This is a genomic window from Belnapia moabensis DSM 16746 (assembly GCF_000745835.1).
GTDB lineage: Bacteria > Pseudomonadota > Alphaproteobacteria > Acetobacterales > Acetobacteraceae > Belnapia > Belnapia moabensis.
This window is the reverse complement of the sequence record NZ_JQKB01000038.1, coordinates 1-13625: the sequence shown is the minus strand read 5'-3', so window position 1 is coordinate 13625 and position 13625 is coordinate 1. Positions and strand designations below refer to the sequence as shown.

Annotated in this window: 12 protein-coding genes; 6 read left to right on the top strand and 6 right to left on the bottom strand. The window is 68.3% G+C overall.

Going from position 1 to position 13625, the window contains the following annotated elements; genetic code table 11:
- Window positions 1–4: 4 nt before the first annotated feature.
- Genes EP26_RS36850 through EP26_RS19815 form a run of 4 tightly spaced genes read right to left on the bottom strand, consistent with a single transcriptional unit; the run spans window position 5 to window position 4212 of the window.
- Window positions 5–1063, bottom strand: coding sequence for an amidohydrolase family protein (locus tag EP26_RS36850; RefSeq protein WP_281177103.1), 1059 nt, complete (start codon window positions 1061–1063; stop codon window positions 5–7).
- 28 nt (window positions 1064–1091) lie between these two features.
- On the bottom strand, window positions 1092–1706 hold the full coding sequence (locus EP26_RS38190) for an amidohydrolase family protein (RefSeq protein WP_211259484.1): 615 nt from the start codon (window positions 1704–1706) through the stop codon (window positions 1092–1094).
- 12 nt (window positions 1707–1718) lie between these two features.
- A complete protein-coding gene (locus EP26_RS19820; protein WP_043341199.1) occupies window positions 1719–3200 on the bottom strand; it encodes a hypothetical protein in 1482 nt (493 codons plus the stop codon).
- A 16-nt stretch (window positions 3201–3216) separates the two neighbouring features.
- Window positions 3217–4212 carry a Bug family tripartite tricarboxylate transporter substrate binding protein gene (locus tag EP26_RS19815; RefSeq protein WP_043341198.1) on the bottom strand — a complete coding sequence of 332 codons (996 nt, stop codon included), beginning with the start codon at window positions 4210–4212 and terminating at the stop codon, window positions 3217–3219.
- Window positions 4213–4373: 161 nt separating this feature from the next.
- On the opposite strand from EP26_RS19815, the gene EP26_RS19810 reads away from it, so the two are divergent.
- From EP26_RS19810 to EP26_RS33340, 6 genes are all read left to right on the top strand, one after another.
- Window positions 4374–5201 (top strand): IclR family transcriptional regulator, encoded by an 828-nt coding sequence (locus EP26_RS19810; RefSeq protein WP_043341196.1) that lies wholly within the window; start codon window positions 4374–4376, stop codon window positions 5199–5201.
- 115 nt (window positions 5202–5316) lie between these two features.
- Complete coding sequence (locus EP26_RS19805) at window positions 5317–7464, top strand: acetate--CoA ligase family protein (RefSeq protein WP_169747432.1); 2148 nt, start codon at window positions 5317–5319, stop codon at window positions 7462–7464.
- 14 nt (window positions 7465–7478) lie between these two features.
- Window positions 7479–8444, top strand: coding sequence for a Bug family tripartite tricarboxylate transporter substrate binding protein (locus tag EP26_RS19800; protein ID WP_052389400.1), 966 nt, complete (start codon window positions 7479–7481; stop codon window positions 8442–8444).
- A gap of 14 nt (window positions 8445–8458) precedes the next feature.
- Window positions 8459–10009 carry a class I adenylate-forming enzyme family protein gene (locus EP26_RS19795; protein WP_169747431.1) on the top strand — a complete coding sequence of 517 codons (1551 nt, stop codon included), beginning with the start codon at window positions 8459–8461 and terminating at the stop codon, window positions 10007–10009.
- A complete protein-coding gene (locus EP26_RS19790) occupies window positions 10006–11160 on the top strand; it encodes a thiolase C-terminal domain-containing protein (protein WP_043341195.1) in 1155 nt (384 codons plus the stop codon). Before EP26_RS19795 ends, EP26_RS19790 begins: the two co-directional genes overlap by 4 nt.
- Before the next feature lie 5 nt (window positions 11161–11165).
- Window positions 11166–11588 (top strand): Zn-ribbon domain-containing OB-fold protein, encoded by a 423-nt coding sequence (locus EP26_RS33340; RefSeq protein WP_084112679.1) that lies wholly within the window; start codon window positions 11166–11168, stop codon window positions 11586–11588.
- 186 nt (window positions 11589–11774) lie between these two features.
- Here EP26_RS33340 and EP26_RS19785 read toward each other — a convergent pair whose 3' ends face one another.
- A complete protein-coding gene (locus EP26_RS19785; RefSeq protein WP_043341194.1) occupies window positions 11775–12659 on the bottom strand; it encodes an alpha/beta hydrolase in 885 nt (294 codons plus the stop codon).
- Between the two features lie 3 nt (window positions 12660–12662).
- On the bottom strand, window positions 12663–13493 hold the full coding sequence (locus EP26_RS19780) for an ABC transporter substrate-binding protein (RefSeq protein WP_052389398.1): 831 nt from the start codon (window positions 13491–13493) through the stop codon (window positions 12663–12665).
- Window positions 13494–13625 lie beyond the last annotated feature (132 nt).

Here is a 13625-nt window from a genome sequence, read left to right as displayed (position 1 = left end):
TTCTTCAGCCTCTGGTCCGGCGGCCAGAAAGGGCGGCGGTGGGCTCGCCCTCGCAGTAGGTGACCTGGCCGGCCAGTAGCGTCGCCACATAGCCATCAGCGCGTTGCAGCAGCCGCTTGCCGCCGGTGGGCAGGTCGTAGACCAGCTCGGGCAGGCGGACATTGAACCGGTTGTAATCGAGCAGGTTCAGATCGGCGCGGAGGCCGGGAGCGATCGCGCCGCGGTCCTTGAGGCCGAGTGCCAGAGCGTTGTCGCGCGACAGCCGTCGGAGGACGAAACCGAGCGGCAGGCGCTCGCCGCGGCGGCGGTCGCGCGTCCAGTGGGTGAGCATGCTGGTGGTGGCGCTGGCGTCGCAGATTAGCCCGACATGCGCCCCGCCATCGCCGAGGCCTATCAGCGTGTGCGGGTGCCCGACCATCTCCCGCACGGCCTCGAGATCGCCGTCGGCGTAGTTGATAATGGGGCGGTTGATGATTCCGCGGCCGTCCCGCGCCAGCATCAGGTCATAGGCGATCTCCTCGACATTTCGCCCCTCGCGCGCCGCCATTGCGGCGAGGCTCCGCTCGGGCGGCGGCTCGTAATCCGGCGGGTCATCCAGCGGGAACATCATATGCCAGGTGTTAAGCCGGTAAGCTGCCGCCGGATCAGCGTTCGGCTCGACCAGCAGCCGGGCGCGGAAGCCGGGGTCGCGCAGCAGCGCGAGGCGCCGTGGGAAAGGCAGTGCCGCCGCCTCGCGCCAGGAGGGGCGGCTCGAGAAGGGATTCTGACTCAGCTCGAAGCCCAGCATGAGACCGATGGGGCGGCCCATGACCTGCCCGCTGATCGGCGTGCCGGCAGCGTTCGCCTCCTCCAGCCGGTCGAGGAGGAAGCGCCAGAGCCAGGGCACCTTCTCCCTCTGGAGCAGGCTGAAGGTCATCGGCCGTCGTGCCGCCTCCGCGATCCGCCGCAGCACGGCGGATTCCTCGGCCGGATCGTCGAAGTCGGAGATCACCTGCAGCCAGCCGCGACCGAGCATGCCGATGGCGTGGCCGATCTCAGCTAGTTCGGCCTCGGCGGCTCGCAGGGTTGGCGTGTGCCTGCCTTCCAGCGTCTTATGGGCGAGCGCGGCGCGAGGTGGAGAAGCCGAGCGCGCCGGCCCGCACCGCCTCGGCCGCTAGCCGGGCCATCTCGGCACGGTCGGCCTCGCTCGCCTGTTCGTGGTCGGCAGCGCGCTGTCCCATGACGTGGATGCGCAGTGCGGCATGCGGCACTTGCGCGGCGATGTCCATGTCGTAGCGTCGTCCATCGAGAAAATCGAGGAACTCGGGAAAGCTCTTCCAGGACCAGGGCAGGCCCTCGGTCAGCACCACCTCGGGCAGGTCCTCGACGCCCTCCATCAGCGCAACCCGGATGTCCCACCGCTCCGGTGTGCAAGGCGCGAAGCCGACGCCGCAGTTGCCGATCAGCGCCGTGGTGACGCCGTGGAAGGAGAAGGAGCCGAGCCGCTCGCTCCAGGTCGCTTGAGCATCGTAATGGGTATGCACGTCGACGAAGCCGGGCGTCACCAGCAGGCCGCGGGCATCCATCTCCTCGATGCCGCGTTCCGCCGGGCCCAGCTTGCCGACGGCGAGGATGCGCCCGCCGCCGGTCACAATGTCGGCTTCATAGGGCTCGCCGCCCAAGCCGTCAGCGATGGTGCCACCGCGGATGATCAGGTCTGCGTCCAAGGCACCTTCCCTCTACATGCGCCAGAAAACGCGGCCTTCGGTGCCCTCGACGGCGCGTCCGGCCATGCCGACCGGCTCGACCTCGCCCGAGGTGAGCAGCGCGATGGTGCTGGCGTCCTCAGTCGGGACGCGGGCGACGAAGCGGGCGTCCTCCGGCGTGCGGCCGATGATGGTGCCGAAGGCCGGGCTGCCGTCGCGGCCGTAGATGACGGTGTAGGTCTCGATCCGCCCCGGTCCGGTATAGTGCTCAAGGAAAGGCGGCACCCGGCCGCGTGCGGCGTCTGCCGCGGACTGGGCATCGTAGTCGCGCGGCAGGGTTCCGGTCGCGGGCGGAGTGCGGCTCAGCGCCAGGCAATGGCAGTCTGAGAACCAGCCGCCATTGGCCAGGAGGAAGCCGTGCTGCCCGCCCTCGCGCAGCCGCTCCACCATCGCCGCCGCGGCATGTGTCATGTAATTGCCGCCCGGGCCACCGGCGAAGGTCAACCCGCCGGAGACGCTCAGCGGCCGGTCGAGGCCGAGCCCGATTGCGCGCCGTGCCGCCTTGGGCACGCAGGGAAAGCAGCTATAGAACTCGACATGGTCGAGCCTCGCCGCATCCAGCCCATTCCAGGCAAGCGTCTTGCGGACAGCGACCTCCAGGCTCGGCGAGCGGGTGTAGTCGGCGCGCTCCCAAAAGAAATCGGACTCATGTGCCGCGGCGCCGGCGCCGACATAGACCAGGTTCTCCTCAGCAATGCCGGCGGCGCGGGCAAAGGCAAGGCTCGCTACCAGCACCGCGGCGCCCTGATTGATGGCGTTGTTCGCCACCATCAGCTTCGGATAGGGGAAGGCGATGGGGCGGTTGCCGGCGCCCTCGGCCAGGATCTCCTCCACATCGTGCGGCCGCCGTATCCAGGCATGCGGGTTGACCGCGGCGACGGCCGAGAAGCCGGACCAGATCTGCGCCGACTCCCGCTGGCCCTCCGCCAGCGACTGGCCCCAGGCCGCGCGCATGGCATTCTCAAACAGCGGATAGATGTCGGTCGGCGTCAGCAGGCCGTACTTCCCCGCGACCGGGGTGGCGTCGCGCAACAGTCGCTCGCGCATGAGGTCGCGCTTCTGCCCCTCGGCCGCCTCGCGCTGCGCCCGCCGCGCCGCCGAGCGCAACCCCTCGCCGCCCGCCACCGCAGCCAGCGCAATCTCGCCGGCGGCGATGCGGTTGGCCGCGTCGTTGAGCAGCCGCAGCGGGATGTCGCCATGGGCGGTATGCACCATCGGGGCACGCCGCGGCGGCGCCGGCAGTGCGGCGGCGAGGCGCGGGCCCATTTCCTCGGCCGGTGGCCAGGAATTCTGCTTCACCAGCTCCAGCGTATCCAAATGCCCGAGGCAGGCGGTGCCGGCATCCGCCTCGGCCCGCAGCAGCGCCTCCAGCGTCAGGTCGAAGGATGTGACCTCTTCATCTCGGTCGCTGACCTGGCCGACGCCGATGATGACCGGCACGCGGTGGGGATCCATGCCGTTGTCCTTCCTGCTAGTTCGTTTGCAGTCCGGCCGTGGCGGCGACCTGGCTGTAGCGGTTGAGGTCCCGCAAGATCGCAGCGCGGAAGGCCTCGGGGTCGGAGCCGACGGGCTCGAAGCCCTGCTGTTCGACCAGCACCGCGTGCAGGTCCGGGTGACGCACGGCACGACTGATCTCGCGCTGCAGCCAGCGGATGGCGGTGTCCGGCGTGCCGGCGGGCGCTACATAGCCGAGCCAGATATCCGCCGGCTCAAATTGCGGCGCCACGCCGGTCTCCGGGATGGTCGGCACCTCTGGCAGTGCCCGATGGCGCTTCGAGCCTATGGTCGCCAACACCCGTAGGGTACCACTGTCGATGTGCGGCTTCGCTGGGCCAATGATTGCCAGCATCATATGCACCCGCCCGGTGAGCACCGCCTGGATGCCTTCCGCTTCGCCGCCGAAGCCCACCGCGGTGTAGTCGAGGCCGAGTTGCTGCCGCAGCTGCTCCATCAGCAAGTGCGGGGTCGTCGCGGCATTGGCGGCGTAGTTGGCGAGGCCGGGGTTGGCGCGCAACCAGGCGATGAGTTCGGCGAAACTGCGCGCCGGCAGCGAGGGGTTGACCACGACCAGGAAAGGCGCCGCCGCGGCCATGGTGACGGGGGCAAAAGCGGCGCGGATGTCGAGGCTGCGTGCGAAGTGCCGGTTCACTGCAGGCGTCACGGTGAAGCTCGGGCCGGTGTAGTAGATCGTGTAGCCATCGGCCGGCTGTCGGGAGACATAGAGCGAGGCGACCGAGGTGCCGCCACCCGGCCTGTAGTCCACCACGAATTGCCGCCCGGTGTTCTTCGCCATCCGGTCCACCAGGAGGCGCGTCAGGATGTCGGGCGATCCGCCAGGGGCAGAAGGGATGATGAAGCGCACGGGACGCTCAGGGTAGCTGTCACTCTCCGCACGCAGGACGGCCGGGGCGAGTACGGCACCCGCTATGCCGGCGACCAGACCGCGCCGGGTTGTCTTGCTCAGCATCCTCCCCTCCTCTGCTTTGGACGCACCGGGCTTGCCGGCACAACCTAACTCCGCTAAGAGGAATTTCCGTTAAACGGAAATTTATTTCCTTGTATCGAAACACACCGGATCCGGCCAAGTCAACGGGTCAGTCGGGGCCGGCCGGCGACGGAGTTCCCTTCATGTCCGCATCGGCGGAAACCCTGCGGCACTTCGCCCCCGGCGAGCGCGGCCTGGAACAATCTTTCGGCCGCGCCGCGACGATTTTGAACCTGCTGTCGAATGTCGGCGACACCGGGCTGCGCTTCGTCGACATCGTTCGCGCTACCGGCTTCAGCCAGACGACCGTGCACCGCCTGGTGGCCGCCCTGGCCGAACATGGCTTCATTGAGCAGGAGCCGGAGAGCGGCCGTTACTTCCTGGGCATCCGGCTCGCCGGCTGGGCCTTCGCCGCGGCAAACCGCTTCGGCCTGGCCGAAATCGCGCACCCGATCATGCAGGCGCTCAGTGCAGAAACGGAGGATTCGGTTTTCCTCAGCATCCGCTCCGGGGACATGGCCACTTGCGTCGCGCAGATCGAGGGTAGTTACCCGATCCGCGCCCTGGTGGTGAAGCCCGGCGACCGGCGACCCTTGGGGCTGGGCGCCAGCGCTGTGGTGCTGCTTGCCTTCGTCAAGGACCCGGCGGAGATCGAGCGGGTGCTCGCCATGCCGGAACACCGTGCCGGTTGCACCGCGCGCGGCGTGGATCAGGCTCAGGTGCGACGTTGGATCGCCGAGGCCCAGCGCGACGGCTATGCCTCGGTGCAGGATCTAGTGCCGGGAACGGCCGGCATTGCCTTGCCGATCTTCGGTCCCGTGGGCAATCCCGTCGCCGCGCTCAGCCTTGCTGCCATCGCCCCTCGCTTGGCGCCTCCACGGCGCGAGGCCGTGCTGCAGCGCCTAAGGGCTGCCACCGCCGAACTGGAAGCGCGGCTGCAGCCGCTGCTGAAGGCGCGCGCGCCACTCTGATCAGGAAGACGGATGGCGCTTGACGTTGTCCGCCTGGGCATGCTTCGCTGAACGGAAATGAATTTCCGCTTAAAGGAAATGGCATGGCGCCTTGGGCTGTGCCTGGGGAGCGATGATGGCCTATCCCGATGCTGCCAGACCTGCCGCGCCGTCCCTACCCTTCCCTCATGACCCCGGTATCGCAGCGCTGCTGCATCCGCGTGCCGTAGCTCTGCTGGGCGCCACCGACCGTTCTCGCTGGTCGGCGATGACGTTCCAGAACCTCACTGGCTTTGGGTATGGCGGTGAGGTGCTGCTGGTGAATCGCCGCGGCGGCATTGTCCATGGTCGCTCGGCGGCGGAGCGGTGCACGGCCCTGGCCACGCCGCCTGAGCTCGGCATCGTTATGGTCCCCATGGCGGCGGTGGAGGAGGCGCTGTTGGACCTCGCCGCGGCAGGCGGCCGGGCGGCGGTGATCCTCACCTCGGGCTTCGCCGAGGCCGGCGAATCGGGCGCCGCGGCCCAAGCGCGATTGGGGGTGCTGGCGCGCGAGAATGGGCTGCGGCTGCTCGGGCCGAACTGCCTCGGCCTCATCAACCATCTCGACCGGGTGCCGGTCTGGACCGCGCCGCTGGCGGCGGGCGCGCCGCCTGGCGCGGTCGCCGCGATCTCGCAGAGCGGGCAGGTCGGGCACCACCTCAACACGCTGGGGCGCCAACTTGGCAGCGGGCTCAGCCATCTCGTCACCACCGGCAACGAGGTTGATCTCGACTTCGCCGACTTCGCTGCGGCCTTCGTGGCGGATGAGCGGGTGCGCGCCATCGCCCTCTTTCTCGAGACCATCCGGCACCCCGAGCGCTTCACTGCCCTAGCCCGCCAAGCCTTTGCCGCGGGCAAGCCAATCGTCGTTTGCAAAATCGGCGCGAGCGAGGCGGCGGCCCAGTCAGCCCGCGCCCATACCGGAGCGCTAGTCGGCGACGACCGGGTCTTCGACGGGGTCTGCCGGCAATACGGGGTGGTACGCGTGTCATCAATGGAGGACCTCGTCACCACGGCGACGCTGCTCGCCCGCACCGGCGTGCTACGCGAAGGCGGGCTCGGTATCATGTCGAACTCCGGCGGTATCTGTGGCCTCGCGGCCGATACTGCGGTGGCCGCCGGCATGACGGTGCCGCCGCTCTCGCCGGACGGTGCCATGGCGCTGCGCGACCTGCTGCCCGATTACGGAACGCCGCAGAACCCGCTCGACATCACCGGCGCCTCGACACTCGACCGCAGCTTGTTCGGGAGCACGCTGACGGTGATGGCGCGGGAGCCCGGCCTCGCTGCCCTCGTCACCTTCGCCGACCTGCCAGACCTTGAGCGTGACGCCGCCGATCCGTTGAACCGCGCGGGCTGGCAGCACATGGCGGACGCGCTGGCGGAGGCGCCAATCCCTTCCGTGCTGCTGAGCTGCCTCGGCCGGCCGGCTTCGCCGGTGGCCCAGGGCATCGCCGAGGAGCTACGCTTGCCCTACCTCGCCGCCGGCCTGCAGCGCGGCATGGCGGCGCTGGGCGGGGCCTTCTGGTGGTCGGCACGGCAACGGCGCGGGCTGGCAGACGCGGCGCCGCGTCCTGCCTCGCCGGGAACGCCGCCACGTCCGAGGTCGGAGGCAGAAGCGCTCGATTGGTTGTCGCGCTGCGGCGTGCCGGTGGTGCCGATGACGCTGGCGCGCGATGAAGCCACGGCGGTCGCGGCCGCAGCGCGCATCGGAGGGCCGGTGGTGTTGAAGCTCGCCTCTGCCCAGGTGGCGCACAAGAGTGACATCGGCGGCGTAGCGCTGAACCTCGAGGGCGAGGCGGCGGTGCGCCGTGGCTTCCACGCCGTGCAGGCGCGCGTGCCGGCTGACGCCAGCGTGGATGGCGTGCTGGTGGCGCCGATGCGCCGCGGCGGGGTCGAGCTGCTGGTTGGTGTGACCTGTGATGCACAATGGGGGCCGGTGCTGGCGCTTGGCTTGGGCGGCGTCTGGGTTGAAGTGCTGCGGGACGTGGCTTTGCGCCCCCTGCCCCTCGCCCAAACCGAGGTCAGGGCGATGCTTGAGGAGTTGCGCGGCGGCGCCCTGCTGCGCGGCGGGCGCGGAGTGCCAGCCGCCGACCTTGACCGGGTGGCGGAGGTCGTCGCCTGCATCGGCGATGCCGCGCTGGCCCTTGGCCCTGCGCTTGAGACGCTGGAGGTAAACCCGCTCTGGGTGCGCGGCGGCGAGGTCGAGGCGCTCGACGCACTGGCAATCTGGCGCGAGACATGACGGAGGGCATCAGAATGCCAGCATCGTCACGCAGATCCCTGCTCCTCGGTGCCGGCGGCCTCAGCCTGGCGCGCCCGGCCCTGGCGCAGGCCTTCCCCGCCCGTCCCATCCGGATCATCGTGCCGGCGACGCCTGGCGGCCAGTCCGACATCGGCGCCCGGGCGCTTGCCGAGCTGCTGCGTGAGGAGACCGGGCAGCCAGTTGTGGTGGAGAACCGCACCGGGGCCGGCGGACAGGTCGGGCTCGAGACGACGCTGCGCGCGCCGAAGGACGGCTACACTCTCGGAATGTTCGGCGACTCGGCGGTACTCATCAACCCGCTGCTCCAGCGCCATCTTGCCTACAGCCCAGGCGACATGCTGCTGCTGACGCCGCTGTACACCGGCACCTTCGTCGTCGCGGTGAACAACAGCTTCCCCGCCCGTAATATGGCCGATTTCAGCGCCGAGGTTCGCCGCCGCGGCGGCCTTAGTTACGGCGCCTTCGGCGTGACCAGCGCCCCGCGCATCCTGGCCGAGATGATCTGCATGGCAACCGGTCTCAGCCTGGAGCCAGTACCCTATCGCGGCGAGACCGAGGCCGTGACCGACCTGATCGCCGGCTCCGTGCCGGCCTTTGTCGGCACGACGGTCGCGGTGCGCGAGCAGCACCGCGCCGGGGCGCTGCGCGTGCTCGGCGTCTCGCAAGCCGACCGCGTCGCCGCGCTGGGCGATGTGCCGACATTCGCCGAACAGGGTTTGCCGAGCGTGCAATACCGCTGGTTCCACGGCCTGACTCTGCAAAGCGGCGTGCCCACGCCGATCGTCGAGTTTTATGCCGGCATCCTGCCGAAGCTGATCCGCAGCGAGCGCTTCCGCATCATGATTGGCCCCGACGTGACACCGGCACCGATGACGCCGGATGACTTCGCCGGCTTCGTGCAGCAGGGCCGCGATCGCGTCGCGGCGATCATCCGCGAGCGCGGGATTCCCATCAACTAATGGACCCACATACCATGATGCCAGGTTCCCTGGTGGTCCAGGCGCAGTGCGCCACAATCGGCGGGTTATTCCGCGAGACGGTGCGGCAGCGTGGCGATGCGCCGGCGCTGGAGGGCGGCAGCCTGATCCTCAGCTACCGCGCTCTCAGCAACCGCGTGAACCGCGCCGCGAACCTGCTCGCCGCCATGGGCGTCAGCCGCGGCGACCGGGTGGCAGTCATCGCCGAGAACCGCCGCGAATACCCCGAGCTGCTGCTCGCCCTGGCGCTGCGCGGCGCCATCCTGGCGGCGCAAAACTGGCGCCTGGCGGGCGCCGAGTTGCAGCATTGCCTCAACCTTGTCACGCCGCGCGCGGTCTTCGCTTCGCCGCGGCATGCCGAGAAGTCGGCGCCGCTGACGCGCGGCCTCCCGATGCTGCGCCTTGGCCCGGAGTACGAGGCGGCGCTGGAACGCGCCAGCGATCAGCCGCCGCCGGACCTCGCCCGGCCCGACGATCCGCTGCTGATTCTCTTCACTAGCGGCACCACTGGCGTGCCGAAGGGCGCGGTGATCAGCCACCGCACAGAAGTGTCGCGCTCGATGCTGCGGCTGGCCGAATTCGGGCTGCCGCGTACCGCCGTCTCGGCGGTCTGGGCGCCGCTGTACCACATGGCCGGCATCGAGGAAGCGCTGAGCACCCTGCTCTATGGCGGCCATGCCATGATGCTGGACGGCTTCGACGCGGCGGGTCTGGCCGGCATCGTCGGCGCGCACCGCCTCGGCTGGCTGCGGCTGATGCCTGGCATGATCGGGCCGCTGGTCTCCGAAATGCGGGAGCGCTGCATCACGCCGCGCGGCATGACGCTCTGCGGCACCATGGCCGACCTGGTGCCGGCGCACCAGATCGCCGAGGTAACGGCACTGCTCGGCGCGCCCTACGTCAACAGCTTCGGCTCGACCGAGACCGGCATGGCGCCCTGCTCCATCGGCCTGGTCCCGATCGGCGTGGTACCGTCCGACTTGGCGAAGACTCAGACATCCTTCTGCGAGCTGCGGCTGGTGGACGCCGAGGATGGGGATGTGGCAGAGGGCGAGGCTGGCGAGGCAGCGGTGCGCGGGCCGACCTTGTTCAGCGGTTACTGGAACGCGCCTGATGCGACGGCGCATGACTTCCGCGGCGGCTGGTTTCACATGGGCGACATGTTCCGGCGCCGTGCCGACGGCAAGCTCCAATTCGTCGACCGCGTCAAATACCTGATCAAATCGGGCGGCGAGAACGTCTATCCCGCTGAGATCGAGCGTGTGATCCTGGCCGACCCGCGCGTTGCCGATGCGGTCGTGGTGCGCCAGTCAGACCCGCGCTGGGGTGAGGTGCCGATCGCGGTGGTCGCCCGCAAGTCCTCTGATCTCGATGCGGAGGCGCTGCGCCTAGCCTGCCGCGCCGCGCTGGCCGGCTATAAGCAGCCGAAGGGCATCCGCTTCGTGCCACTGGAGGCGCTGCCACGCAGCACCACCGGCAAGATCCAGCGCCATGAGGTGGAGCGCGCCTTGGCCGAGGGCCTGCTGCCGGAGGAGGAGACCGCATGAGCATCAGCGGCAGGGCCGCCGTTACCGGCATCGGTGACACCGACTACACCCGCGACGCGAGCGGACGAAGTGCGTTGATGTTGCAGCTGGAGGCCTCGCTCAAGGCCATCGCCGATGCCGGACTGCGGCCGCACGACATCGACGGCATCGTCATGCCGATCCCGAGCGGCGCTTCGGTCGCCGAGGATTTCGTCACCAACCTTAGCATTCCAGATCTGCGTTACTCGGCGGCGACTCCACTCGGCGGCGCCGGCTCGGTGGCAGCGCTGCAATGTGCGGCTATGGCGGTTGCCAGCGGCATCTGCCGCCATGTTTTGTTGCCGGTCGGGCGCACCGGACGAACTCAGCGTATTGGTGCGAGGGTGCAGGCCATGCCGCAGTTCCGTACGGTGGGCGAGTTCGAGGCGCCGGTCGGCGCCGTCGCCCCGGCGCAGTACTACGCCCCCATGGCACGGCGGCATATGGAGTTGTTCGGGACCACCAGCCGGCAACTAGCCGAGATCGCAGTGACCACGCGCCAGCACGCCATCCTCAACGGCAATGCGCGCATGACCAAGCCGATCACCATCGAGGACCACCAGGCGAGCCGAATGATTGCCGATCCTCTCCGCCTGCTGGATTGCAGTCTGGAGAGCGACGGTGGTGCGGCCGTCATCGTCAGTGCCGCCGAATGCGCGCGCGATGCCGCGAAGCCGCGCGTGCTCATTACCGGCATGGGAGAGGGCCATCCGGACTCGCCCAGCACCATCACCCAGCGCGCCGACATCACCAGGCTCGGCATTGCCAAGGTGGCGCCGCGCGCTTTCGCCATGGCCGGCGTGGCGCCGGGCGACATCCAGGTTGCCGAGATTTACGACTGCTTCACCTACATCGTCCTGTGCCAGCTCGAGGACCTCGGTTTCTGTCCCAAGGGCGAGGGCGGCCGCTTTGTCGAAGGCGGTGCGCTTGGCCTTGGCGGCCGGTTGCCCGTCAACACCCATGGCGGGCTGTTGTCGCAAGCCCATATGGCGGGGATGAACCATGTTGTGGAGTTGGTGCGGCAGTTACGCGGTGAGGCGGGTCAGGCTCAGGTTCCCGATGCTAGGCTTGGCCTTGTCACCGGCTACGGCGATCTCGGCGATGGCACGCTCGCCATCATGGCGAGGGAGTGACAGCAATGTCCCAGGCGATGCCGCCGAAGCCGCGGCCCGAGATCACCGAAGACAGTCGACCCTATTGGGACGGGCTGCGGCAGCACCGGCTCCTACTGCAATGCTGCACCGATTGCGGACGGCTTCGCCATTACCCACGACCGCTCTGTGATGCCTGTCATTCTTTCGCTTGCGACTGGGTGGAGGCGTGTGGCGCGGCGCATGTGCATAGCTGGACTGTGGCGCACCACGCCTTCCATCCAGCCTTCCGCAACGAGCTGCCCACCGTGCTCGTGACCGCCGATCTCGCTGAGGGCGTTCGCCTGCTTGCGCCCTTACAGACTGAAGCTCCCGTTACACTGCAACTCGGTCAAAGGCTGCAGGTTGGTTATTGGGATGTCGATCCTAGTCTCACTGTGCCGGTGCTGCGGCTAGACGAGAACGGTTAAACTTCTTGTTTGAACGTCGTGAGCCATGTCACCGACCTTGGAAAGGGCGGCGGTACCGACATAGTGTTATTGACCGTCGAAAATTATGCACGGCCGCCACTGTCGTCGGTCAGGTTTTCCATAGCGTTCCCTATCCCACCGAAACACCTGTCAAACTTGACGCATCGCTGAGTTTGTTCACCACCTCTACCTGAAGTGGCGCCGCACAAAATCTCCGGCGGCGGCTAGCGCCTTGCGCCCGGCCGCGACCTGAGGGTGGAAGAGATGCCAGACATGAATCATCTCTGGCCAGATCTCGAGCGTCACCGCGACATCCTCGGCCCCGGCGCGGCGTGCGAACATCACTGCATCGTCCAGCAGGGTCTCCGCCGCCCCGACCTGGATCAGCAGCGGCGGCAGGCCGTGCAGTGCGGCATGCAGCGGCGAGGCAAGCGGCGTGCGTGGTTTGATACCGCCAAGATAAAGATCCGCAATCTCCAGCAGGTACGGCTTCTGCACCATCGGGTCGCTGGCGGCCTTGCTGGCCATGCTCTCGCCTGTGCTCTCGAGGTCGACCCAGGGCGAAATCAGCCAGGCGCAGGCTGGTATGGGCAGGCCTTGGTCACGCAGTGCCACCAGCGTCGCGGCGGTCAGCCCACCGCCGGCACTGTCGCCGCCGATGGCAATGCGGGACGGGGCGAAGCCCTGGTCAAGCAGGTAGCGATAGCCGGCCACCGCATCCTCGACCGCGGCGGGAAATGGATGCTCCGGCGCTAAGCGGTAGTCGAGCGCGAGGCAGCGCAGTCCAGCTGCCCGACCGGTCTCCGCCACCATGGACCGATGGCTGAGCAGCGAGCCAGCGACATAGCCGCCGCCATGCAGGTAGAGCATCGCCCGCGATGCCTCGGCGCCGGGCGTGCTGTTCCACTCGGCCTGGATGCCATTCGCGGTGACCGACTCAATGCGCACATCGGCGGGCAGTGGATATTGGGCGCCAAGGGCGTCCAACCTACGCCGTCGCTCGGCCAACTCCGTCGGCCGCGGGCGGGAGGCGAGCAGGGCGCGGATCGCCTCAATGCCAGGATCTGTCATGGCTCAGGACTTCGCCATCATGCATTTGCCATCCTTGATCGAGCGGAAGGACCGCTCCGCTGGCGTGACGGCGAGAACCTTGTAGACATCCCCCGGCGCACGGCTCTCGGCAGGCGATTTCACGGTGAACAGATAGGTTGGGTGTAGCTTGCGTCCATCGCGGCGGACGGTACCGGTGCCAAAGGCGTCGTCATCGGTCGGCATCTCCTTCATCGCCGCGACGGCGTCGCGCCCGGACGCCTTCGCCCGCGCGATGCCGATGGCCTTGGCTGCCTTCAGGTAGTGCAGCAGGGCAGAATAGTCGCCGGCCTGGTTGTGGCAGGGGAAAGTGTTTGGCGGCAATTCCGGTCGCAACCGGGCCATGAAGGCCCGCGTGCGGTCGTTGAGGTCCCAGTAGAAGGTTTCCGTTTGCGTCAGTCCCTGCGCCGCAGCGAGGCCGAGCGACATCACGCTGTTGATGTAGCCGGTCAGCCCGACGAATCGGAGCCTGCCGCGCATCAGCCCGAACTCCGCTGCCTGCTTCACCGCGTTGACGAAGTCTGTGCCTGCACCGAGGAAGGCGACCACCTTTGCACCGCTCGCCTGCGCCTGCAGCAGGAAGGCGGAGAAGTCTGTCGTCTCGGGGAAGGGGTAAGTCACACTTCCGACGACGCGGCCACCGCTGCTCTCAACGGAATGCGTCGTATCGGCTTGCAGCATGTGGCCGAAGGCGTAATTCGGTGTGATGAAGAACCAGCTGTCATAGCCCTGCTTCACCAAGGGTTCGCCGGTGGCGTGCGACAGGCAGTAGGTGTCGTAGCTCCAATGGATCGAGTTTATTGAGGCGGCCCCCATTGTCTTGACTACGCGGCGTAGCGGAATTGGGGGTGCTGAAAGATGGAGCGGATCCGCTGCGGCCGCTTGGCAAGGCTACGCATATGGCTGATCGCCGCACGTTTCAGCTGCTGCTTGCTGCGCGCCGGCGCC